The organism is Geodermatophilus sp. SYSU D00710 (assembly GCF_054050195.1).
Window position 1 is genome coordinate 46,628 of the sequence record NZ_JBJGYX010000009.1, and the last position, 23,345, is coordinate 69,972.

The 23,345-nt window shown below is 77.2% G+C and carries 18 protein-coding genes; 14 read left to right on the forward strand and 4 right to left on the reverse strand.

Annotation, left to right across the window (positions count from 1 at the left end):
* Window positions 1–125: 125 nt before the first annotated feature.
* From ACI78U_RS06300 to ACI78U_RS06340, 9 genes are all read left to right on the forward strand, one after another.
* The gene (locus tag ACI78U_RS06300) at window positions 126–1,079 is read left to right on the forward strand and encodes a DUF3152 domain-containing protein (RefSeq protein WP_456874428.1); all 954 of its coding nucleotides are present in this window, start codon (window positions 126–128) and stop codon (window positions 1,077–1,079) included.
* Window positions 1,080–1,199: 120 nt separating this feature from the next.
* On the forward strand, window positions 1,200–2,123 hold the full coding sequence (locus ACI78U_RS06305) for an ATP-binding cassette domain-containing protein (protein WP_456874429.1): 924 nt from the start codon (window positions 1,200–1,202) through the stop codon (window positions 2,121–2,123).
* A complete protein-coding gene (locus ACI78U_RS06310; RefSeq protein WP_456874430.1) occupies window positions 2,120–3,760 on the forward strand; it encodes a hypothetical protein in 1,641 nt (546 codons plus the stop codon). Before ACI78U_RS06305 ends, ACI78U_RS06310 begins: the two co-directional genes overlap by 4 nt.
* A 105-nt stretch (window positions 3,761–3,865) precedes the next feature.
* Window positions 3,866–5,026, forward strand: coding sequence for an adenylyltransferase/sulfurtransferase MoeZ (moeZ, locus tag ACI78U_RS06315; RefSeq protein ID WP_456874431.1), 1,161 nt, complete (start codon window positions 3,866–3,868; stop codon window positions 5,024–5,026).
* A 133-nt stretch (window positions 5,027–5,159) separates the two neighbouring features.
* On the forward strand, window positions 5,160–5,750 hold the full coding sequence (locus tag ACI78U_RS06320; RefSeq protein ID WP_456874432.1) for a TIGR03086 family metal-binding protein: 591 nt from the start codon (window positions 5,160–5,162) through the stop codon (window positions 5,748–5,750).
* A gap of 3 nt (window positions 5,751–5,753) precedes the next feature.
* Window positions 5,754–6,068, forward strand: coding sequence for an MGMT family protein (locus ACI78U_RS06325; RefSeq protein ID WP_456874433.1), 315 nt, complete (start codon window positions 5,754–5,756; stop codon window positions 6,066–6,068).
* 76 nt (window positions 6,069–6,144) lie between these two features.
* Window positions 6,145–9,333 (forward strand): ATP-dependent helicase, encoded by a 3,189-nt coding sequence (locus ACI78U_RS06330; RefSeq protein WP_456874434.1) that lies wholly within the window; start codon window positions 6,145–6,147, stop codon window positions 9,331–9,333.
* Window positions 9,330–12,734, forward strand: coding sequence for an ATP-dependent helicase (locus ACI78U_RS06335; protein ID WP_456874435.1), 3,405 nt, complete (start codon window positions 9,330–9,332; stop codon window positions 12,732–12,734). The genes ACI78U_RS06330 and ACI78U_RS06335 overlap by 4 nt, the downstream gene beginning before the upstream one ends.
* 21 nt (window positions 12,735–12,755) lie before the next feature.
* Entirely contained in the window at window positions 12,756–13,250 is a 495-nt protein-coding gene (locus tag ACI78U_RS06340) for a GNAT family N-acetyltransferase (RefSeq protein WP_456874436.1), read from the forward strand.
* A 40-nt stretch (window positions 13,251–13,290) separates the two neighbouring features.
* Here the strand turns inward: ACI78U_RS06340 and ACI78U_RS06345 are convergent, their stop codons facing one another.
* From ACI78U_RS06345 to ACI78U_RS06355, 3 genes are read right to left on the reverse strand one after another with little or no spacing between them, the layout of a single operon-like run.
* The gene (locus tag ACI78U_RS06345) at window positions 13,291–15,261 is read right to left on the reverse strand and encodes a DUF222 domain-containing protein (protein WP_456874437.1); all 1,971 of its coding nucleotides are present in this window, start codon (window positions 15,259–15,261) and stop codon (window positions 13,291–13,293) included.
* Between the two features lie 32 nt (window positions 15,262–15,293).
* Complete coding sequence (locus ACI78U_RS06350) at window positions 15,294–15,665, reverse strand: GNAT family N-acetyltransferase (RefSeq protein WP_456874438.1); 372 nt, start codon at window positions 15,663–15,665, stop codon at window positions 15,294–15,296.
* A gap of 57 nt (window positions 15,666–15,722) precedes the next feature.
* Entirely contained in the window at window positions 15,723–16,559 is an 837-nt protein-coding gene (locus tag ACI78U_RS06355) for an alpha/beta fold hydrolase (protein WP_456874439.1), read from the reverse strand.
* Between the two features lie 46 nt (window positions 16,560–16,605).
* Here ACI78U_RS06355 and ACI78U_RS06360 point away from each other — a divergent pair, with 46 nt between their 5' ends.
* The 5 genes from ACI78U_RS06360 (at window position 16,606) to nudC (ending at window position 22,692) form a co-directional block, all read left to right on the forward strand.
* On the forward strand, window positions 16,606–18,009 hold the full coding sequence (locus tag ACI78U_RS06360; RefSeq protein WP_456874440.1) for a M20/M25/M40 family metallo-hydrolase: 1,404 nt from the start codon (window positions 16,606–16,608) through the stop codon (window positions 18,007–18,009).
* Between the two features lie 90 nt (window positions 18,010–18,099).
* Window positions 18,100–19,008 carry a DUF2510 domain-containing protein gene (locus ACI78U_RS06365; protein ID WP_456874441.1) on the forward strand — a complete coding sequence of 303 codons (909 nt, stop codon included), beginning with the start codon at window positions 18,100–18,102 and terminating at the stop codon, window positions 19,006–19,008.
* A gap of 44 nt (window positions 19,009–19,052) precedes the next feature.
* Window positions 19,053–20,363 carry a M16 family metallopeptidase gene (locus tag ACI78U_RS06370; RefSeq protein ID WP_456874442.1) on the forward strand — a complete coding sequence of 437 codons (1,311 nt, stop codon included), beginning with the start codon at window positions 19,053–19,055 and terminating at the stop codon, window positions 20,361–20,363.
* Window positions 20,360–21,736, forward strand: a complete 1,377-nt coding sequence (locus ACI78U_RS06375) for a M16 family metallopeptidase (protein WP_456874443.1) — start codon at window positions 20,360–20,362, stop codon at window positions 21,734–21,736. The genes ACI78U_RS06370 and ACI78U_RS06375 overlap by 4 nt, the downstream gene beginning before the upstream one ends.
* Window positions 21,733–22,692 (forward strand): NAD(+) diphosphatase, encoded by a 960-nt coding sequence (nudC, locus tag ACI78U_RS06380; RefSeq protein WP_456874444.1) that lies wholly within the window; start codon window positions 21,733–21,735, stop codon window positions 22,690–22,692. Before ACI78U_RS06375 ends, nudC begins: the two co-directional genes overlap by 4 nt.
* An 86-nt stretch (window positions 22,693–22,778) precedes the next feature.
* On the opposite strand, the gene ACI78U_RS06385 is transcribed toward nudC, so the two are convergent.
* A complete protein-coding gene (locus ACI78U_RS06385) occupies window positions 22,779–23,249 on the reverse strand; it encodes a uridine kinase (protein ID WP_456874445.1) in 471 nt (156 codons plus the stop codon).
* Window positions 23,250–23,345: the final 96 nt, after the last annotated feature.

Sequence of the window (23,345 nt, forward strand, 5' to 3'; positions counted from 1 at the left end):
CCCGCCGACGCGCCCTTCCCCGCGACGCGCCCGGCGGGCCGCGGCGGCGTGAGAACCTGACCCCGAGGCGCGCGATGCCACCCGGGGCGCGGCGCGACGGCAGGACGACCGCGAGGAGGCGGCACGTGGCAGGTCCGCCGCCCGGCCGGCGCCCCGGCGCCCCGCTGCGGCCGGTACCCGAGCCGGTGCGCCGCCGGCCCCCGGTACCCCCGCCGGGGCGCCGTCCCCCGTCCGGTGAGGTCGCCGCCCGACCGCCCGCGCCGCGCCGCCGGCGGCCCGGCCGGCTGCGCCGCTTCGTCGCCCGGCACGGCTGGCGCGCCTACGCCATCCCGCTGCTGACGCTGGCCACCGTCCTGGCCCTGGTCGACGTGGTCACCGCCGGGCGGGCCACCTCCTCACCGGCCCCCGCAGCGAGCCCGGCGACGTCGTCGGCAGCCCCGACCGCCCGGTCGACCGCGCCGTCCACCGCCGCCACGACCCCGCCGCCCGCGCCGGCCGAGGGTGACGCCGGCCCGACCGGCCTCCCCACGGCCGCGGCCGGGACCTACGTCGAGCAGGGCGCGGGCACCGTGACCGTGGTGCCCGGCTCCTCGGGCGTCCACGGCAGCGGGCCGCTGCAGCGGTTCGTCGTCGAGGTCGAGGACGGCATCGGCGTCGACGCCGCGGCCTTCGCCGCCGCGGTCGAGGCGACCCTGGGCGACCCGCGGTCCTGGGGCAACGGCGGCCGGATGGCCTTCCAGCGCGTCGACGCCACCGACCCGGGCGCCTACGAGTTCCGGGTGAGCCTGGTCAGCCCCGGGAGCATGGAGCGCTACTGCCCGGGCGTGGGCACCGGCGGCTACACCTCCTGCCGGTACGGCGAGCGCGCGGTCATCAACCTGGCCCGCTGGGAGACCGCCGTCCCGCACTACGACGGCGACATCGCGACCTACCGCCAGTACGTGGTCAACCACGAGGTCGGCCACGCGCTGGGCAACGGCCACCAGCCGTGCCCGGCGCCGGGCCTGCCCGCGCCGGTCATGCAGCAGCAGACGCTCGGTCTCGACGGCTGCGCGAGGAACGCCTGGCCCTTCCCCTGACCGGCCCGGTCGCGGTGACCAAGGTCCTCCCCGGGGCGGGCCCCGGGCACTACGCTGCTCGGCGGTGCGCCGGGAAGCCTGGTCGGCAGTCGTGGTCCCTACGGCTCCGATCGGAGTGCCATGGCCGAGTCCGCCACGCCCGAGTCCGCTCCGCCCGCCGTCCTGTTCGAGGCCCTGGGCAAGCGCTTCGGCGCCACCCGGGCCGTGGTCGACCTGTCGCTGTCGGTCCCCGCGGGGGAGGTCTTCGGCTTCCTCGGGCCCAACGGCGCCGGCAAGTCCACGACCATCCGCATGCTGCTGGGCCTGCTGCGGCCCACCACCGGCCGGGCCGAGGTCTTCGGCGACCCGGCGGACGACGTCGAGCGGGCGCACCGCCACCTCGCGTACGTGCCGGCCGACGTCGCGCTGTGGCCCGGGCTCACCGGCCGCGAGTGCCTCGACCTGCTCGCCGGCGTGGGACCGGGCACCGACCTGCCCTACCGCGACGAGCTCGTCGAGCGGTTCGCCCTGGACCCCGGCAAGCGGGCGCGCGCCTACTCAACCGGCAACCGGCAGAAGGTGGCCCTGGTCGCGGCCTTCGCCACCCGGGCGCCCCTGCTGGTGCTCGACGAGCCGACCAGCGGCCTGGACCCGCTCATGGAGCGTGAGTTCCGGCGCTGCATCGCCGAGGCCGCCGAGCGGGGACAGACGGTGTTCCTCAGCTCCCACCAACTGGCCGAGGTCGAGGCGGTCTGCACCCGGGTGGGCATCCTGCGGGCCGGCCGGCTGGTCGAGGTCGCCGGGCTGGAGGAGCTGCGCCGGCTCCGCCGCTCGGAGGTCACCGTCGAGCTCGCCCGCCCCGCGCCCGGCCTCGAGCGGATCGCCGTGCTGCCCGGGGTGGCCGACGTCCGCTGGACGACGCCCCTGCAGCTCACCCTCGCCCTGACCGGTCCGCCCGGCGCGGTGCTGCGCGCCCTCGGCGAGGCCGACGTGGTGCGCCTCGACGTCCGGGAGGCCTCCCTCGAGGAGATCTTCCTCGACTACTACGGGCGGGCCGCGGCATGACGACCCGGACGCCCGCGCGGGTCACCGGTGCCCCGCGGCCGGCCGCGCCGGACTCCCCGGGCACCGCCGTCCGCCGCGCGGCGGTCCGTGAGGTGCGCCGGGGGACCCTCGTCGTCGCGGTGCTGTGCGGCGGGCTGACCGCGTTCGTGGCCCAGCAGTACGAGCAGACGTTCAGCGGCGCGGTCGGGCTCGACTCGCTCACGGCGCTCGCCGACAACCCGGCGATCCGGACCCTCTTCGGGCCGCCGCTGGCCCTCGACGACCCCGGCGGCTTCACCGTGTGGCGCACCGGCACGGTCGCGGCGGCGCTCGCGGGGGTGTGGGCCGCGCTGGCCGGCACGCGGGTCACCCGGGGCGAGGAGGACGCCGGCCGGACCGACCTGCTGCTCGCCGGCCGGGTCCGGCTCGCCACGCTGGTCCGCACCGCGCTCGGCGTGCTGCTCGCCGCCGGCGTCGTCGTCGGCGCCGCCGTGGTCGCGGGGATGCTGCTTGCCGGCACCGCGCCGGCCGGCGCGGTGCTGTTCGGAGCGCTCGTCGGCGGCACCGCCATGGCCGGCGGTGCGCTCGGGGTGCTCACCGGGCAGCTGCTGGGCGACCGGCGCGGAGCCTCCGGGCTCGCCGTCACGGTCCTGCTCGCCGGCCTGCTGGCCCGCATGGTCGGTGACGGCGTCGAGGCCCTGGCGTGGCTGCAGTGGCTCAGCCCGTTCGGGCTGCTCGGCCGGGTGGCCCCGTACGCCCACGACCGCTGGGCCCCACTGCTGGTCCTCGCCGTCCTGGTCGCCGTGCCGGCCGTCCTGGCCGCGATCCTGGCCGGGGCGCGCGACGTCGGCGCCGGCCGGTGGCAGGGCCGGGACCGGGCCCGCCCGCCGAGCCGGCTGCTGCGCTCGCTGCCCGGGTTCGCGGTGCACCGGACCCGCCGCGCGACGCTGACCTGGTCGCTGGGCGTGGGGGCCTACTTCCTGCTCATCGGCCTGCTGGCCACCGCGATGCTGGACTTCCTGCGGGACAACCCGGTCTTCGCCGAGATGGCGGCCGCCGCCGGCTTCTCCCGGCTGGCCTCGGTCGAGGGCTACGCGGCTTCCCTGTTCACCCTGCTCGCGGTGCCCGTCGGCGCGTACGCCGCCGCGCGGATCGCCTCCGTCGCCGCCGACGAGTCGGCGTCCCGGCTCACCCTGCTGTACTCCCGGCCGGTCGGGCGGGTGCGGTGGGTGACCTGGGAGGCCGCGACCGTCGCCGTCGGCACCGTCGTCGTCGCGGCCACCGCGGGCCTGACCACCTGGGCCGGGGCGTCCTGGGTCGGGGCCGGGCTCGGCCCCGGTGACGCCCTCGCCGGCGCGCTGTCGGTGGTCCCGGTCGCGCTGCTGTGCCTCGGTGCCGCGCTGCTGGCGCTGGGCCTGGCGCCGCAGGCCGTGCTCGCCATCGGGGTCCTGCCCGCCGCCGGGGGATACCTGCTGCTGGTGCTCGCCGACAGCTTCGGCTGGCCGTCGTGGGTGCGCGGGATCTCACCGTTCGCGCACCTGGCGGCGGTCCCCGCCGAGCCGGTGGACGTCGCCGGTGCCGTCGGCATGCTGGTCACCGCACTGGTGCTCGCAGTCGCCGGGCTCGCCGCGTACGCGCGCCGGGACCTGCGCGGCTGAGGCCCTCGCTCCGGGGCTCGCGACGGGGGAACAGCGGCGCCTGGGACGCTGTTGTCCGCACGAACACCGGCCCGTGCCGGAGTCCGCGAACCAAGAGGAGCAAGCGTGTCCCTGCCGCCCCTGGTCGAGCCCGCTGCCGACCTGTCGATCGACGAGGTGCGCCGGTACAGCCGCCACCTGATCATCCCCGACGTCGGGATGGACGGGCAGAAGCGCCTGAAGAACGCCAAGGTGCTGGCCGTGGGCGCCGGTGGCCTGGGCTCGCCGGTCCTCATGTACCTGGCCGCGGCCGGCGTCGGCACGCTGGGCATCGTCGAGTTCGACGTCGTCGACGAGTCGAACCTGCAGCGCCAGATCATCCACGGCGCCTCCGACGTGGGCCGGTCGAAGGCCGAGAGCGCGCTCGACTCGATCAAGGAGATCAACCCGCTGGTCGACGTGCGGCTGCACGAGACGCGGCTGGACAGCGACAACGTGCTCGAGATCTTCGGCCAGTACGACCTGATCGTCGACGGCACCGACAACTTCGCCACGCGCTACCTGGTCAACGACGCGTGCGTGCTGCTCGGCAAGCCCTACGTGTGGGGCTCGATCTACCGCTTCGACGGCCAGGTGTCGGTCTTCTGGGCCGAGCACGGGCCGAACTACCGCGACCTCTACCCGGTGCCCCCGCCGCCCGGGATGGTCCCCTCCTGCGCCGAGGGCGGCGTGCTGGGCGTGCTCTGCGCGACCATCGGCGCCATCCAGGCCACCGAGGCGGTCAAGCTCATCACCGGCATCGGCGAGACGCTGCTGGGTCGGCTGATGGTCTACGACGCCCTGGAGATGACCTTCCGCACGATCAAGGTGCGCAAGGACCCCGAGGCCGAGCCGATCACCGGGCTCATCGACTACGAGGCGTTCTGCGGCGTCGTCTCCGACGAGGCGCAGGCCGCCGCCGCCGGCTCGACGATCACCGTCGACGAGCTCAAGGACATGATCGACGCCGACAAGGACTTCGAGCTGATCGACGTCCGGGAGCCCAACGAGTACGAGATCGTGTCCATCCCGGGCGCCAAGCTGATCCCGAAGGACGAGATCCTCTCCGGCCGGGCGCTCTCGCAGCTGCCGCAGGACAAGCCGATCGTGCTGCACTGCAAGACCGGTGTCCGCTCGGCCGAGGTGCTGGCCGCGGTCAAGAACGCGGGCTTCTCCGACGCCGTCCACGTCCAGGGCGGCGTGACCGCGTGGGCGACCCGCATCGACAAGACGCTGCCCACCTACTGACGAAGGACCCCCTCGCCCCCCACCGCTCGCAGGCTCGCGGCGGGGCCCTGCGAGGGGGCCGTTCCAGCACCTCACCAGGGCCCGGCACCCCGCATCGGGTGCCGGGCCCTCGGCGTCCGTGTTGACTGGCCGCGTGCCCGAGCCGACGCCGTCCCCGACCGAACTGCTGGAGCTCTTCCAGCGTGCCCAGGCCACGTTCACCGACCGGGTCGACGCCGTGGAACCCGGGCAGTGGGACCTCGAGGCGCTGCCCGGCTGGACCGTCGCCGACCTGGTCGCGCACCTCGTCGGCGAGGCGCACTGGGTGCCCGGCCTGCTGGCCGGCGAGCCGCTCGACGACGTCGCCGCGCGGGTGCCCGCGGGCACCGACCCGCTGCTCGCCCCCGACCCGCTGACCGCGTGGGAGGCCGCGGCCGACGAGGCGCTCGCCGCCGTCGCCGGCGCCGACCTGGCCGAAGGCACCGTGCACCTGTCCCGCGGGCCCGCCCCGGCGTGGGAGTACGTCGACGAGCTGACCGTCGACCTCACCGTGCACTCCTGGGACCTCGCCCGCGCCACCGGCGGTGACGCGACGCTCGACCCGGCGCTGGTCCGCGCCGCAGGGCGGCTCGCCGCCCGGCTGCCGCGCGACGGGGTGCCCGGCCTCTTCTCCGCGCCGGTCCCGGTCCCCGCCGACGCGTCTCCCCAGGTCCGGCTGCTGGCCCGGTTCGGCCGCCGGGCGTGACCCGTGGGCGCCGCTGACGCCGACCCCGTCGACGTCGACCCCGCCGACGTCGACGAGGCGGTCTTCGACGTCGTCGAGCGCATCCCGCCGGGCCGGGTGAGCACCTACGGCGCGATCGGCCGGCTGGTCGGCGTCGGCCCGCGCCGGGTCGCCCGCGCGCTGTCCTCCGGCGGGGCGGCGGTGCCCTGGTACCGGGTCGTCCGCGCCGACGGCACCTGCGCGGAGCCGGTGCGGGTCGAGCAGCTCGGGCGGCTCGCGGCCGAGGGCGTGCCGGTGCGCGGCGGCCGGGTCGACCTCGACGCCGTCCGCTGGCCGTGAGCTCCGGCCGGACCCGGGCGACCGACGTGACCGACGGCTCCCTGACGGTGTCGGCCGCGCGTGGTGTCATCGGAGGGTGGCGGTACGGGGGGACGAGGCGGCACCGGTCTACCGGCTGGTGCAGCCGACGGCGGGAACGGCGCCGCGGCCGGTGCTCGACCCCACCCAGCAGGCCGTCGTCGACCACCCGGGCGGGCCGCTGCTGGTGCTGGCCGGCCCCGGCACGGGCAAGACGACGACGATCGTCGAGGCGGTCGCCGCGCGCATCGAGCGCGGCGTCGACCCCGAGCAGATCCTCGTCCTGACCTTCAGCCGCCGAGCCGCCGCCGAGCTGCGCGAGCGGGTCACCGCGCGGGTCGCCCGCACCATCCGCGAGCCGCTGGCCCGCACCTTCCACTCCTACGCCTACGGGGTGCTGCGCCGTGCGGCGCTGCTGCGCGGGGAGGCCCCGCCCCGCCTGCTCACCGCCGCCGAGCAGGACGCCGTCGTCGCCGAGCTGCTGCGCGGTGACCTCGCCGGCGAGGGCGCGGTGCGCTGGCCGGCGTCACTGCTGCCCGCGCTGTCGACGGCCGGGTTCCGCGACGAGCTGCGCGACCTGCTGCTGCGGGCCACCGAGCGCGGTGTCGGCCCCGAGACGCTGGCCGAGTGGGCCCGCGAGACCGGGACCGAGGCCTGGCTGCACGCGGCGGCGTTCCAGGAACAGTACGAGGCGGTGACCGCGTTCTCCACCGCCGGCGGCGGCGACGCGTCCGGCTACGACCCCGCCGAGCTGGTCCGGGCCGCGATCGCCGAGCTCGAGGACGACCCCGCGCTGCTGCGTGCCGAACGGGAGCGGGCCCGCTGGCTGTTCGTCGACGAGTACCAGGACACCGACCCGGCGCAGGTCGAGCTGCTGCAGCTGCTCGCCGGCGGCGGGGGCGACCTGGTCGTGGTCGGCGACCCCGATCAGGCGATCTACGCCTTCCGCGGCGCCGAGCCGCGCGGCATCGTCGAGTTCCCCGACCGCTTCCGCACCGTCACCGGCCGGCCCGCGCCGCGGCTGTCGCTGGGGGTGTGCCGTCGCTCGGGCCCGGCGCTGCTGGCGGTCAGCCGCCGGGTCGCCGAGGCGCTGCCCGGACCGTGGGAGCACCGCCGGCTCACCGCCGCCGAGGGCACCGACGAGGGCGCCGCGGAGGCGCACGTCTTCGGGTCCGCGGCGGTCGAGGCCGCCTACGTCGCCGACACGCTGCGCCGCGCGCACCTCGTCGACGGCGTCCCGTGGTCGGGGATGGCCGTCGTCGTGCGCACCGCGCTGGCCATCGGGCCGCTGCGGCGGGCGCTGACCGCGGCCGGCGTCCCGGTCGAGGTGGCGAGCGACGACCTCCCGCTGGCCGCGCAGCCCGCCGTCGCGCCGCTGCTGGCCGCGCTCACCGCGCTGCTGCCGCGGCCGGGCGCCGAGCCCGGCACGCTGGCGCTGGACGAGCCCGGCGCCGAGGCGCTGCTGGCCTCCTCGCTGGGCGGCGCCACCGTGCTCGACCTGCGCCGGCTGCGCCGCGCGGTGCGGATCGCCCAGGCCCAGCGGGGGGTCGACGCCGACGAGCGCGGCGCGCCGCTGGCCACCGCGCTCGCCGACGAGGCGCTGCTCGAGGAACTGCCCGAGGCCGTCGCCCGCCCGGCCCGCAGGGTCGCCGGGGTGCTGGCCGCCGGCCGCGTGGCGCTGGCCCGCGACGGGTCGGCCGAGGACGTGCTGTGGGCGATGTGGCAGCGCAGCGGCCTGGCCGGCCGGTGGGCGCGGGCCAGCGCCGCCGGCGGGTCGGCCGGGGCGGTCGCCGACCGCGACCTCGACGCCGTCGTCGCGCTGTTCGACGCCGCCGCCGGCTTCGTCGACCGGTTGCCCTCGGCCACCGTCGGCGCGTTCGTCGAGCACCTCACGGCCCAGCAGCTGCCCGGGCTGGCCGACGCCGGCCGCGGATCGGTGACCGAGGCGGTCCGGCTGCTCACCGCGCACGCCGCCAAGGGCCTGGAGTGGGACGTCGTCTGCGTGGCCGGCGTGCAGGAGGGGATCTGGCCCGACCTGCGCGACCGCGGCACGCTGCTGGGCACCGAGCTGCTCGTCGAGCGGGTGGCCGGGATCGACGGCGCGGTGGTCGACCGGCGCACCCAGATGCTGGCCGAGGAGCGGCGGCTGTTCTACGTCGCCTGCACCCGCGCCCGCCGCCGGCTGGTGGTCACCGCCGTCGAGGGGGCGCTCGACGGGCCCGACGCCGGCGCCACCGCCTCCCGCTTCCTCGACCTCGTCGCCGCCCCGCCCGACGACGGCCGGCCGCTGACGCCGCTGCCCCGCTCGCTCACCCTGCCGGCGCTGGTCGCCGAGCTGCGGCGGGCGGTCAGCGACCCGCAGACCGGGCCGGCCCGCCGGTCGGCCGCCGCCGCGGTGCTGCGCCGGCTGGCCGACGACGGCGTGCCCGGCGCCTCCCCGGCCGACTGGTGGGGCCTGGCGCCGCTGTCCGACGACGCCCCGCTGGTGCCCGACGGCGAGCCGGTGCGGGTGCGCCCCTCGGCGATCGAGACCTTCCAGCGGTGCCCGCTCACGTGGGTGCTCGGCGCGGTCGGCGCCGAGGCCTCGCCCGACAGCACGCGCACCGTCGGCTCGGCGGTGCACACCGTCGCGCAGCGGGTGGCCGAGGGGCTCGCCGCGGCCGAGGCGCGGGCCGCGCTGGCCGAGGAGCTCGACCGGCTCGACCTCGGTCCCGGCTGGGCCGACCAGCGACAGCGGATCGCCGCCCGCGACATGCTCGAGCGCTTCCTCGGCTGGCACGCCGCCAACCGCCGCGAGCTGCTGGCCGCGGAGGCCGACTTCGACGTCACCGTGGGCCGCGCCCGCATCCGCGGCCAGGTCGACCGGCTCGAGCGCGACGGCGCCGGGCGGCTGGTCGTCGTCGACCTCAAGACCGGCCGCACCCAGGCCAAGGACATCGACACCCACGGCCAGCTGGCCGCCTACCAGGTCGCCGTCGCCGCCGGTGCCTTCGGCGACCACGGCGACGCCCCCGGCGGGGCGGCGCTGCTGCAGGTCGGCTCCGGGCAGAAGGCCAAGGAGCAGGCGCAGGACCCGCTGCCCGCCGACGTCCCGGTGGCCGACAGCTGGGCCGGTCAGCTGGTCGCGCAGGTGGGCGACGGCATGGGCGCGGCCACCTTCGAGGTGCGCACCGGCAGCCACTGCGCGCGCTGCCCGGCCCGGCGCAGCTGCCCGCTGCACGAGCGCGGCCGGCAGGTCACCTCGTGAGCCGGCGGACGCCCACTCGGGTCGAGGACCAGCTCGCCCTCGACGACGCCCTGTTCGGCGCGGCGCCCGAGCCGGTGCAGCCGCGCCGGGTGCTCACCCCGGCTGAGGTCGCCGCGCGCTGCGGGCTGTCCTACGCGCCGTCCGACGAGCAGGCGCGGGTGGTGTCGGCGCCGGCCGACCGGCCGCTGGTCGTCGTCGCCGGGGCCGGGTCGGGCAAGACCGAGACGATGGCCGCCCGGGTGTGCTGGCTGGTCGCCAACGAGCTGGTGGCCCCCGACGCCGTCCTGGGGCTGACCTTCACCCGCAAGGCCGCCAGCGAGCTCAACGAGCGCATCCGGATCCGGCTGGCCGCGCTGGCGCGGCACCCGGAGACCGACCCGGGGCTCCGGGAGCGGCTCGCCGTCGGGATGCCGACGGTGTCGACCTACCACGGCTACGCCGCGTCGCTGGTCAGCGAGCACGGGCTGCGGATCGGCGTCGAGCCCGGCGCCGGCGTGCTCGGCCCGGCGATGTGCTGGGGACAGGCGTCCTCCGTGGTCTCCGGCTGGACCGGCGACATGACCGACGTGCCGCTGAGCCCGCTGACCACCGTGGAGGACGTCCTCGCGCTGGCCGGCGAGCTCGGCGAGCACGACATCAGCGCCGACCGGCTGCGGGAGTGGACCGCGCAGCTCGAGCGGCGCATCGCCGGCTACCCCGACGCGAAGGGCAAGCGCGGCCCGTACAAGCCGGTGCTCGACATGCTGGCCCGGCAGCGAGCCCGCGTGGCGCTGCTGCCGCTGGTCGAGGCCTTCGAGGGACGCAAGCGGGCCGCCGGCGCGATCGACCACTCCGACCAGGTGGCGCTGGCCGCGCGGGTCGCGGTCAGCGCACCCGAGGTCGGCCGCCGGGAGCGCGCCCGCTGGCGGATCGTGCTGCTCGACGAGTACCAGGACACCAGCGTCGGCCAGCTGCGCATGCTCGAGGCGCTGTTCGGCCGCAGCAGCGGGCACCCGGTGCTCGCCGTCGGCGATCCCCGGCAGTCGATCTACGGCTGGCGCGGCGCGTCGGCCGGGACGATCGAGCGGTTCGCCCGCACCTTCCCCGGCGCCCGCGGGAAGGAGGCGCAGCGGCTGACCCTGGCCACCAGCTGGCGCAACGACGGCGCGGTGCTCGCCGTCGCCAACGACGTCGCCGGGCTGTTGCCGGCGCCGGACGTACCGCTGCCCGACCTCACCCCGGCACCCGGCGCCGGGCAGGGGCTGGTCACCGCCGGCCTGTACACGACGGTCGCCGACGAGACCGAGGCGCTGGCCGACCGGCTGGCCGCCTGCTGGCGCGGGGAGGACCCGGACCTGCCGCCCCGCGCTGACGGGCGCCCGCCGACGACGGCGGTGCTGGTGCGCACCCGCAAGCAGCTGCCCGGCATCGCCGCCGCCCTGCGCGCCCGCGGCCTGCCGGTCACCGTCGTGGGCCTGGGCGGGCTGCTCGAGGTGCCCGAGGTCGCCGACGTCGTCGCCACGCTCACCGTGCTCGTCGACCCCACCGCGGGCGACGCGCTGGGCCGGCTGCTCACCGGCGCCCGCTGGCGGATCGGCCCGCGCGACCTCGCCGCACTCGAGGCCCGCGCCCGCGCGCTGGTGCACTCCCGGAAGCCGGACCGCGAGGGCGACGACCCGCGGCCGTCCGAGCGGGGCAGCATCGTCGAGGCGCTCGACGACCTCGGCGACCCGTCGGCCTACTCGGCCGCCGCGCACCGGCGGCTGCGCCGGCTCGGCGCCGAGCTCGCGCACCTGCGCGGTCGGCTGGGCGAGTCGCTGCCGGACATGGTCGACGACGTCGTCCGGGTGCTGGGCCTGGAGACCGAGCTGGCCAGCGCTCCCGGCGCCAGTCCCGGGTCCGCGCGGGCGCACCTGGACGCGCTGCACGCCGTCGCCGCCGAGTTCACCGAGCTGGCCGAGCTGCCGTCGCTGCCGGCCTTCCTCGGCTACCTCAAGGACGCCGAGGAGCGCGAGCGGGGGCTCGAGCCCGGCGAGGTCGCGGTCGACCCCGAGTCGATCCAGCTGCTCACCGGCCACTCGGCCAAGGGCCTGGAGTGGGACGTCGTCGCGGTGCCGGGCATGACCGCCGACCAGTTCCCGGCCCGCACCGACACCGCCGACTCCTGGGTCAAGGACCCCGGCGCGGTGCCGGTCGACCTGCGCACCACCGACCGTGCGGAGCTGCCGCAGCTGCGCTTGCCGGTGCCCGGGTCCGGCGACCAGGCCGCGGTGCGCGCCGCCCTCGAGGACTACGTCGAGGAGTGGAAGGACTTCGGCACCGCCGAGGAGATCCGGCTGGGCTACGTCGCGGTGACCCGCGCCAAGCACCTGCTGGTGTGCTCGGGCAGCTGGTGGCGCGAGGGCGTCAAGCCCAACGGCCCGTCGGTGCTGCTCGACACCGTGCGCCGCGCGTGCACCGCCGGCGCCGGCGTCGTCGTCGCCTGGGCCGAGCGGCCGGAGGAGGGCGCCACCAACCCGGCGCTGGAGGAGTGGCCGGTCGGCGTCTGGCCGGCCGACCCGCTGTCCCCGCCGCGCCGGCGCGCGCTCACCGCCGCTGCCGAGCTGGTGGCCGGGGCCGCGCCGCACCCGCTCGACGCCGCGGCCGCCCTCGGCGCCGGTGACCCGGTGGTGGAGCAGTGGGTGCGGGACGCCGACCTGCTGCTGCGCGAGCGGCGCCGCACCGCCCGGCCGAGCGTCGAGGTACCGCTGCCGAGCCACCTGTCGGTCTCCGAGCTGGTCACCCTGCGGCGCGACCCGGCCGAGCTCGCCCGGCGGCTGCGCCGGCCGATGCCCGCCGCGCCCGCGCCGCTGGCCCGCCGCGGCACCGCCTTCCACGCCTGGCTGGAGGAGCGCTTCGGGGTCGCGCGGCTGCTCGACCTCGACGAGCTGCCCGGCTCCGGCGACGAGTCCGCCACGCCGGACGGCGCCCTGGGCGCGCTGCAGGCGGCGTTCCTGGCCAGCCCGTGGGCCGACCGGCAGCCGGTGGAGGTCGAGGTGCCCTTCGAGACGCCGTTGGGCCCGCTCACCCTGCGCGGGCGGATCGACGCGGTGTTCACCGACGGGGCCGGCGGTTTCGAGGTGGTCGACTGGAAGACCGGTCCGCCGCCGTCCGGCGCGGAGCTGTCCGCCGCGGCGGTGCAGTTGGCCGCCTACCGGCTGGGCTGGTCGCGGCTGACCGGGGTCCCCGTCGAGCGGGTGAGTGCCGGGTTCCACCACGTCGCCGCCGGGGTCACCGTGCGCCCGGTCGACCTGCTCGACGAGGCCGGCCTGCTCGCGCTGGTGACCGGCCGCGCGGTCCACGACCCGCTCCCCGACGACCTGCCGCCCGAGCCGGACGACGACGAGCTGCCCCCGCCGCCGGAGGATCCCGAACTCGGTTGATGGCACCGCCAGCCTGACCGCGTGACCGTCGAGATCCGCGACCTGCGGGACGCCGACGTGGACGCCGTCGTCGCGCTGTCGCTGCGCGCGTGGGCGCCGGTGTTCGCCTCGTTCGAGACCGTCCTCGGGACTCGCGTGTACCGGCACCTGTACCCGGACTGGTCGCGATCGCAGGCGGCGGCCGTCGAGCGGGTCTGCCGCGACCCGGGGGTGCGCGTCCGGGTGGCCGACGAGGACGGCCGTCCGGTCGGGTTCGTCGCAGTCCTGGTGCACGACGAGTCGTTCGACGAGCCCGACAGCGGGGAGGTCGAGATGCTGGCCGTCGACCCCGCGGCCCAGCGGCGCGGCATCGGCCGCGCCCTGCTCGACGACGGGGTGGAGCAGTTGCGGCGGGCCGGGGTCCGCCTCGTGGCCATCGGCACCGGCGGCGACCCCGGGCACGCCCCCGCCCGACACACCTACGAGGCCGCCGGCTTCACCGCCCTGCCGCTGGTGCGCTACTACCGGCTGCTCTGACTGTGCGGCCGGCCGGTCCGCCCGCCGCTCTGGTCACCCGTCAGTAGGGCGGTGGGGTGGTGGCGGCGGTGAGGCCGGACGGGGTGGTGACGGTGAGGGTGCCGTCGGCGGCGAGGGCGTGTCGCCAGCCGGGGGCCTGGTGCTTGCCGCGGTGGTGGCCGGTGCAGTAGCCGGTGAGGTTGGCCGCGGTGGTGGGTCCGGCCGGCCAGGGGGTGGCGTGGTCGAGGTCGCCGGCGCGGGGGACGGGGCGGCGGCAGCCGGGGAAGCGGCAGCGGCGGTCGCGGGCCCGGACGTGCCGGTCCAGCGCGGCGCCGGGCCGGTAGCCGGCGCCGGCGGCAGGGGCGGCCAGGCCGGTGCCGCTCTGGGCGGCGCGGTGCAGGGCGGGCAGGTCGGTGAGGGCGAGCAGCGCACCAGTGGCCGCGTGGGTGAGTGCGAGGCGGGGCCGGTCGGCCAGCCCACCCCCGGCGGTGGCCGCCAGCAGGGCGGCCAGATCGGTGCGGGCGGTGTCGGTGGCCGCGGCCAGTTGGGCGAGCACGTCACCGGCGGCGGTGATCCGGCCGGCGGGACTCGCCGCCCAGGTGGCCTCGTCGGCGGCGTCGGCGCGCTGCGCGGTGGCCACCGTGCGGCGGGCGTGGCCCAGGGCGCGCTGCAGCCCGAGCAGGGCGGTGCTCGCCTGGTCGACGGCGTGGTCGGCGCGCGCCCACCAGCCATCGGGGTCCGGTGCGGCCACCTCGTCGGCGTCGGCCGTGGCGTCGGCGTCGGCCGTGTGGTGCGCGTCGGGCGGATCGTCCGGTGGCAGGTCCTCGTCGAGGTAGCAGGGCCCGGGGCGGGCATCGAACTCCCCGGCCAGGATCCGCGCTTCCAGCTCCTCGGCCCACCGCGCGAAGTGCTCGTCCTCGGTGAGGAACGCCCCGGCTCCGACCGCATCGACCCCGACGGCCGCGTCGGTGTCGGCGGGCTCGGTGTCGGCTGGCTCGGTGTCGGCTGGCTCGGTGTCGGTCGCGGTGGTGCCGGTCGTGGTGGCATCGGTCGTGGTGGCGTCGATCGTGGTGGCATCGGTCGCGTCGGTCGTGGTGGTGCCGGTGGTGGCGTCGGCCCGGTGGCCGGTGAGGGCGGCCAGCAGCGCCCGGACCAGCTCGGCCGGCACCACCTGCCCGTCGACCTCACACGCGGCGTCCCCGCCCAGCAGCGCCCCCACCGGGGCGACCACGGTCAGGGTCACCTGCACCGGTGGCAGCCCGGTCTCCCCGGGGCGGAGCACCAGGTCCAGCAGGCAGTCGGCCATCTTCTGCCCGCGGGTCCGCCGATCGGCCGGATCGGCGGGCAGCGCGTCGGCACAGGCGCCCAGCGCGGCGAGCAGTGCGGCCGCCTCGGGGGTGGTCAGCAGCGCCGAGACCACGCTCATCCCGTCGACCCGGTCCGGGCCGGCCGACACGCCACGCCGGCGCACCGCGCGGAGCAGGTCATCGGCGGCGGTGCGGGCGGTGCGCTTGAGCCGCTCCCGGCGGGCCTTGTCGCCCAGCTGCGCCGGGGTGGTGTGCCGCCCGGCCGCCCAGGCCAGCAGGTCGGCCTCGATGGCGGCGCGCAGCGTGTCATCGGCGATCGGGGCGACCCTGTCGATCAGCGGGCCCAGGTGCCCGACGTGCAACGCCCCCGATTCGAGGGCGGCGAGGGTCCGCGGCAGCCGGTGCACCAGGGTCAGCGACCGCTCCAGCAGCGCCTGCGCCGCCTGGGCCGACACCGCCAGCGCGACCGCCAGCTCGTCGGTGGCCCACTCACTCACCGGCCGCAGCAGGTCAGGACGCCGAGCCCAGCGGTCGGCGGCCATCGCCCCCGGCGAGCCCGGCGGCCGGTCGGCCGACGACGGCCGGGATGCGGCGAACGCGGCCACCGCCCGGGCCCGGAGCGCGGTGTGCCGGGCGATCTCCCGGTCGGCGGCCTGCACCGCTCCCAGCGGCCCCGACGCCCAGCCCACCAGGGGTGGTTCGTCGACCGCCAGGACTCCCGCCACGGAGTCGATCATACGTTCGAGCACCGTGTCGATCAAGTCCTGTGGACCAGAAAGGCCCAGTTCAGAGCGACGTCATCGGTCAGGAGCGAGCCAACGCGACGCCGAACTGGAGGACCGGAGCTCCGGACGGTGATCGGAGCGGGCTCCTCGGGGAGGCCGAGCTTCCGCGCGACCGACAGCGAGGCCACGTTGTCCGTGTGCACCATCGCCACGACCCGCGGCACCCCCAGGGCCAACGCCCGTTCCAGCGCGAGCCGCCCCGCCGCCGTCCCGGTCCCACGGCCCCAGAACCGGCGGCCGAGCCGCCATCCCACCTCCGGCACCCGGGTCGGCCCCACGGCTGGGCCCAGGGCTGGGCGCCGGTGGGGCCGGCGACCTCCTCGCCGACGAGCACCGACGGGCACCGAAGAGGCCGGCCCGGACGTCGGCGTCCTCCGCGGTGGGCGCGCGGAGGCGGACGGTCACGAGGACGCGATGCGGTCCAGGATCGCGGCGGCGAGGGCGTCGGGCGCCTCCTCGGGGATCCAGTGGCTCACCCCGGACAGCTCGACGAACCGGTAGTCGCCGGTCACGTGCTCCCCGCAGCCCTCGGCGGCGATCCGGCCGATCGCGATGTCGGCGTCGCTCCACACGAAGGTGGTCGGCACCGGGACCTCGGCGACCGGCGTCGCCGAGCTCATCGCCCGGTACCAGTTGAGGGCCGCGGTCAGCGCACCCGGCGCCGAGAGCACCGACACGTACTCCTCGACGGCCTCCGGGTCGACGGCGTCGCCGTACATCCGGCGCAGCCGCCGGGCGCCGTCGGCGAGCAGGACCTCCTCGGCCTTGCCCTCCTGCCAGAACAGCCGGATGTAGGAGGAGCGCTCCTTCTGCTCGGGGTCGCTGCGCCACGCCATGGTGAACGCCGTCGGGTGCGGGACCGAGACGGCGGTCAGCGACCGCACCCGGTCGCTGTGCCACGCCGCCAGCGACCACGCGACGTTGGCGCCCCAGTCGTGCCCGACGACGTCGGCCACCGGCACGTCCATGGCGGTCATCAGGTCGGCGGTGACCTGCGCGAGGTTGGTCATCGCGTAGGCGTCGACCTCCTGCGGCCGGGCGCCGGGGGAGTAGCCGAGCTGGTCGACGGCGTAGGTGCGCAGCCCCGCCTCCGCCAACCGCGGCTGCACCGCCGCCCACGACAGCGACGTCTCGGGGAAGCCGTGCAGCAGCAGCACCGGCCGTCCGTCCTCGGGGCCGTCGGCCCGCACGTCGAAGGTCAGGTCACCGACGTCCACCCGCAGCAGCTCTCCGGCCATGGGCCGCAAGGTAGCCGGTGCCGGTCCGCCGCTACCGTCGGCGACCGTGACGAGCCCGGAACGCGACTTCGTGCTGGCCCACCTCGACGACCTGCACGCCGACCTCGACGCCTGGCTGCGCATCCCGTCGATCTCGGCCGACCCGGCGCACGCCGGCGACGTCGCGGCGAGCGCGCAGTGGCTGGCCGACGCGCTGCGCCGCACCGGCTTCCCGACCGTCGAGGTGTGGGAGACGCCCGGCGCGCCCGCGGTCTACGCCGAGTGGCCGTCGGCCGACCCCGGCGCCCCCGTCGCGCTGGTGTACGGCCACCACGACGTGCAGCCGGTCGACCCGCTCGAGCTGTGGGTGCACCCGCCGTTCGAGCCGACCCGCGTCGAGACCCCCGACGGTCCCGAGCTGCACGCCCGCGGCGCCATCGACGACAAGGGCAACGTCGCCTTCCACCTGCTCGGCATCCGCGCCCACCTGGCCGCCACCGGCCGCGACACCCCCGCGGTCACGGTCAAGCTGCTGGTCGAGGGCGAGGAGGAATCCGGCTCGCCGTACTTCGCCGACCTGCTGCGCGAGCGCGCCGACCGGCTGGCCTGCGACGTCGTCGTCGTCAGCGACACCGGCATGGCCGCGCCCGACGTGCCCAGCGCCGTCGTCGCCATGCGCGGGCTGGCCGACGCCGAGATCACCCTGCGCGGCCCCGCCGTCGACCTGCACTCGGGCTCCTTCGGCGGTGCGGTGCCCAACCCGCTGCACGCGATGGCCGAGCTGCTGGCCGCGCTGCACGACGACCGGGGGCGGGTCACCCTGCCCGGCTTCTACGACCGGGTGCGGCCGTTGACCGACCGCGAGCGGGAGCTCATGGCCCGCGTGCCGTTCGACGAGGCCGCCTGGCTCGCCGGCCCGGCGGCGTCGCGTGCGACGGCGGGGGAGGAGGGGTTCAGCACCCTGGAGCGGATCGGTGCCCGCCCGACCGCCGAGGTCAACGGCATGTGGGGCGGCTACACCGGCCCCGGGCACAAGACGATCGTCCCCGCCGAGGCCCATGCCAAGCTCACCTTCCGGCTGGTCGCCGACCAGCGGCCCGCGGACGTCGGCCCGATGGTGCGCGCCTGGGTCGAGGCCAACCTGCCCGAGGGCATCACCGCCGAGGTGCACACCCCGCCGGGCGGCGTCAGCCCGTGCGCCAGCGACCTCGACTCCCCGCACACGGGCGCCCTGCTGCGGGCGATCGGGCAGGCCTTCGACACCGACCCCGCCGACGTGCTGTTCACCCGCGAGGGCGGCTCCGGCCCCGAGGCCGACCTGGTCGAGGTGCTCGGCGCGCCGCTGGTGTTCCTCGGCGCCGGACTGCCCACCGACCGCATCCACTCGCCGAACGAGCGGGTGCTGCTGCCGATGCTGTACCGCGGCGCCGAGGCCGCCGCCCACCTGTGGCGGGAACTCGCGGCGCGGTGACCCTCCCGGCGCGCCGACCGCGGCCACAGCTGGGTCACGTCGCGCCGCGGCAGCCCTGACCGGCGGCGCCGCCGTCCTACGCTCACCCGCGTGAGCGCACCCGGCCAGCCGACCGCACCGGCGGGGTGGTACCCCGACCCCGACGGCGCCGCGGGCATGGTGCGCTGGTGGAACGGGGCGACCTGGTCCGACGTCACCACCCCGGCCGGCCCGGGCGTCGCCGTCCAGGCCCCGCCCGTGGCCGCCCCGCCGCGTCCGCCGGTCCCGCCCGCGGGCTGGGACGCGGAGCTGGGGTCCGGGTGGGAGCCCGGCCCGGCGTCGCCGCCGCGCTCGCGGGCGCGGACCGCCTGGTGGGTCGCGGGCGGGGTGCTCGCCGTGGTCGCCGTCGTGGTGGTCGCGCTGGTCGTCGGCCTGTCGGGCAGCCGCACCCCCGTCGCCGACCCGCCGCCGGTCGACCCGCCGGCCGGGACCACGTTCCCGCCCGGCACCGTCCGGATCATCGACGAGGAGGCGGGCATCTCCTACCCGTTCCTCGGCAACGGCTGGTTCGAGTACGACCTCGGGATCATGCCCGAGACCCGGACCATCGCCGGGCAGTACTTCACCACCCAGGAGGCGGTGCCCGGCGGCGGGGACTTCATCGCCCAGTGCACGTCGGGACCGGTCGCCGACGGGTACGGCTGGACCGGGCCGGGCAGCGAGCAGGCGACGGTGACCGCGCTGGCCGACAGCGTCCGCGCCGCCTACTACCCGTTCCCCAACGAGCGCGAGGTGCTGCGCGACGAGGCGCTCACCGTCGACGGCCGCAACGCCCACCTGGTCGAGTTCCAGCTCACCTGGGACGTCGAGGGCTACGACTCGACCGGCGAGCGCGCGGCGGTGCTGGTCGTCGACGTCGGCCGGCCCGACCCCGCGCTCCTCTACGTGTCCATCCCGAACACCCACGCCGAGCTCTACGGCGTCATCGACCGCGTCGTCGACGACATCGACGTGCTCTGACAGCCGCCCGGCACGGCGTGGTCTGCCGTGGTTAGGGTCGGTCCGTGACAGCAGCTGGGGCCGATCTCGTCCTGCGGCACCCGGTGGAGCGCTTCACGCTGGACAACGGGCTGCGGGTCGTCCTCGCGCCCGACCGCAGCGTGCCGGTCGTCGCCGTGTCCGTCTTCTACGACGTGGGCATGCGCAACGAGCCGGAGGGCCGCACCGGGTTCGCCCACCTCTTCGAGCACGTGATGTTCCAGGGGTCGCGCAACGTCCCGAAGATGGAGCACGCCCGCCTCGTGCAGGCCGCCGGCGGCACCTTCAACGGGTCGACCCACCAGGACTACACCAACTACTTCGAGGCGCTGCCCGCCGAGGCGCTCGAGCGCGCCCTGTTCCTCGAGGCCGACCGGATGGCCGCACCGGCCATCACCGAGGAGAACCTCCGCAACCAGATCGACGTGGTGAAGGAGGAGATCCGGGTCAACGTGCTCAACCGCCCGTACGGCGCCTTCCCCTGGCTGCAGCTGCCGCAGGTCGCGTTCGAGAGCTTCGCCAACACCCACGACGGCTACGGCTCCTTCATCGACCTGGAGAGCTCGACGGTCGAGGACGCCACCGACTTCTTCTCCCGCTACTACGCCCCGGGCAACGCGGTGCTGTGCGTCGGCGGCGACCTCGACGTCGGCGAGACCGAGCGGCTGGTGCGCCGCTGGTTCGGCCCGGTCGAGGCCCGTGAGGTGCCGCCGACGCCGCACACCGGCGAGCCGTCCCCGACGGCGGTGCGGCGCGACGTCGTCGAGGACCGGCTCGCGCCCGCACCGGCCGTGGCGCTGGGCTGGCGGGTCCCCGACCCGGTCGGCGACCTCGACACCTACCTCGGCACCGTGCTGCTCGCCGAGCTGCTCAGCGAGGGCGACGCCTCCCGCCTGGAGCGCCGGCTGGTGCACGACGACCGGCTGGCGGTGGCGCAGAGCAGCTACGTCGGCCTGTTCGGGGACCCGTTCGACGTCCGCGACGCCACACTCCTCACCACCCAGGTGCACCACCCCGCGCAGGTCCCGGTCGACGACGTCCTGGCCGCCGTCCACGACGAGGTCGGCCGGATCGCCGGCGAGGGCGTGACGCCCGAGGAACTGGCCCGGGTGCAGGCCCGCACCAGCGCCCAGCTGCTGCGCCAGGCCGACTCGGTGCTGGGCCGCACGCTCGCCTTCGCCGCCGCCGAGCTCGTGCACGGCCGGGCCGAGCTGGCCGGCGAGCTCCCCGCCCGGCTGGCCGCCGTCACGCCTGACGCCGTGCAGGCCGCCGCCAAGGGCCTCGACCCCGGCACCGCCGCCGTGCTCGAGCTCCGCGCCACCGGGGGTGCCCGGTGAGCGCGCCGGTGCTCGACCTCACGCTGGTCCCGCCGCTGGGCGAGCCGCGGCCGCAGCCGGTCCCCGAGGTGGCGACGACGACGCTGCCCAGCGGGCTCACCGTCGTCGTCGTGCCGCGGCCCGGCGTCCCGCTGGTCGAGCTGCGGCTGCGGGTGCCCTTCGCGGCGGCCTCGCCGCGGGGCGCGGCGCAGCACACCGCCCGCGCGTCGGTGCTCTCCGGCGCGGTACTGCTGGGCACGGCCCGGCACGACGCCGCCGGCATCGCCGAGGCGCTGCAGGGCCACGGCGCCGAGCTGACGGTCGCCGCCGACCCCGACCGCCTGCTGTTCTCCACCACGCTGCTGGCCGAGGGCCTCGCCCCGGTGCTCGGGGTCCTGGCCGAGGTGCTCACCGAGGCCGCCTACCCGACCGACCGGGTCGAGGCCGAGCGCGAGCGGGTGGCCGAGCGGATCGCCATCGCCCGCTCGCAACCCGGGGTCATCGCCCGCTCCGCGCTGGCCGCCCGGCGCTACGGCACCCACCCGTACGCCGCCCAGCTGCCGGCGCCGGAGCTGGTCGGCCGGGTCGGCGCCGCCGCGCTGCGGAAGCTGCACCGCGAGCGGGTGCTGCCCACCGGCAGCACGCTGGTGCTCGTCGGCGACCTCGACGCCGCCGCGGCCACCGACGCCGTCGCCACGGCCCTGGGCGAGTGGACCGGCGAGGGCGCCGCGGTCGGCGCACCGCCGGCGCCTGCGCTGGCCCCCGGGCACCTGGAGGTGGTCGACCGGCCCGGCGCGGTGCAGTCCAACATCCGCCTCGGCGGGCCCGGGCCCGGGCGCACCGACCCCGAGCTGCCCGCGGTCCGGCTGGCCAGCATGGTCTTCGGCGGCTACTTCTCCTCCCGGCTGGTGGAGAACATCCGCGAGCGGCGCGGTTACTCCTACAGCCCGCGCAGCGCCGTCGACCACCTGGCCGCGGCGTCGTCGTTCCTCGTCGAGGCCGACGTCGCCACCGAGGTCACCGCCCCGGCGTTCCTCGAGACCTGGGCCGAGCTGGGCCGGATGGCCCTGGCACCGGTCACCGAGGCCGAGCTCGACGCCGCCCGCCGCTACGTCCTGGGCTCCATGGCGCTCTCGACCGCCACGCACGCCGGGCTGGCCAGCACGCTCTCGGCGCTGGCCGGGTCGGGGCTGTCGGTGGAGTGGCTGGCCGAGCACCAGCGCGCACTGTCGGAGGTCACCGTCGAGCAGGTGCAGGAGGCGGCCCGCCGTCACCTGGCGCCGGCCGCGCTCACCGGCGTCGTCGTCGGGGACGCCGAGCGGGTCACCGACGCGCTGCGCGCCCTCGGCCCGGTCGACGTCACCGCGAGCGCCGCCGCCGTGGACCCGGCGTGAGCGTCCCGCCGGGCGGGAGCACGGCGGCCGACGTCGAGCGCGGCCGGCAGGTGTGGCCCGCCGGCACGCCGCGGACGACGGGCACCGTCCCGGTGCTGTCCCGCTCGGCGCACGACCGCGACCACCTGGGCCGCGCGCTGCCCGACCCCACCCGGGGCCGGCCGGTCCGGGTGCTCACCGTCGACGAGCGGCGCACGGTGCCGGTCGTCGAGGGGGACGCCGGCCCGGCGCTGGTGTGGGACGAGCAGCCAGAGCTGCCGCTGGGCGCGGTCTACCTCGGCGAGGCCGACGGCGTGCCCTACGCGGCGGTGCGCGGCGAGCGCGCGCTGACGGTCAACGGCCGGCACGTCGACCTGTGGACCGGGCTGCGGGAGCTCGGCGCCGACCTCGGGGACCTCGACGCCGGCCTGCTCGCCGAGGCCATCGGCATCCTGGAGTGGCACGAGCGCACCCGGTTCAGCCCGCTGTCGGGCGCGGCGACGACCATCGAGCGGGCCGGCTGGGTGCAGCGCGACCCCGTCACCGGGGCGGAGCTGTTCCCGCGCACCGACCCGGCGGTGATCATGCTCGTGCACGACGGCGGGGACCGGTGCGTGCTCGGCCGGCAGGCGGTCTGGCCGCCCGGGCGGTACTCGGTGCTCGCCGGGTTCGTCGAGCCGGGGGAGTCCGCCGAGGGCGCGGTGGCCCGCGAGGTGGCCGAGGAGGTCGGCCTCACCGTCACCGACGTCTGCTACGTGAGCAGCCAGCCGTGGCCGTTCCCGCAGTCGCTGATGCTCGGCTTCGTGGCCCGCGCCGTCGACGGCGACACGCTGCGGCTGGACCCCTCCGAGATCGAGGAGGCCCGCTGGTTCACCCGCGAGGAGCTGCGCTCGGGCCGCGGTCCCGAGGCGCTGCCCCCGCCGGTCTCGATCGCCCGGCACCTCATCGACCGCTGGGTCGACGGCGAGCTCGGGTGACCCACGATCAGGGTCCCTGATCGTGGAGCGTCCTCCCTCACGGTGCACGGTGAGGGAGGACGCCCGGGGATCAGGTCACCTGATCATCACCGCGCGGCGCCGAACCGCCCCTGCAGGACCAGCGCGGGGTGCCCGGGCCGGTCGGCCAGCACCACGGCGTCGGCCAGCCCGGCGGGGTCGACCTCGTCGTCGTAGCGGTCGAAGGCCGGCAGCTCCCAGGCCTGCTCCGCCGGCCAGCGCCGGCGCCGGGCGGCCGGGGCCACCCGCAGGTGGACGACGACGTCGAGGGCCAGCCCCGCCCCCTGCAGCAGTGCGCCGGGCACCAGGAGCACCCCGCGCGGCGGCATCGGCTCGTAGCCGGCGCGGGCGGCGCGGTCGCGGTCGACGTCCCACAGCACCGGCAGGTACTCGCCGGGACCGCCGGGGCCGACCCGGTCGAGGACCTCCCGGGCGAGCGCGCCGGTGTCCAGCCAGTCGGTGTAGCGCGCGTCGGGGTCGGTGCGGCCGTGCTCGAAGCGCAGCGACGCCGGCCGGAGGAACCCGGCGGCGGGGACCACGACCGCCGGGCGGCCGAGGGCCGGCAGCCGGTCCGCGACGGCGCGGGCCAGGGCTCCCGGTCCGGCGACGTCGGGACCGTCGACGCCGACCCGCAG

Excerpts from the sequence above, each read along its gene's own strand:
- ACI78U_RS06355 (WP_456874439.1), bottom strand. The coding sequence starts at position 16,559 with ATGGCCGGAGAGCTGCTGCGGGTGGACGTCGGTGACCTGACCTTCGAC.
- ACI78U_RS06310 (WP_456874430.1), top strand. The coding sequence starts at position 2,120 with ATGACGACCCGGACGCCCGCGCGGGTCACCGGTGCCCCGCGGCCGGCC.
- ACI78U_RS06305 (WP_456874429.1), top strand. The coding sequence starts at position 1,200 with ATGGCCGAGTCCGCCACGCCCGAGTCCGCTCCGCCCGCCGTCCTGTTC.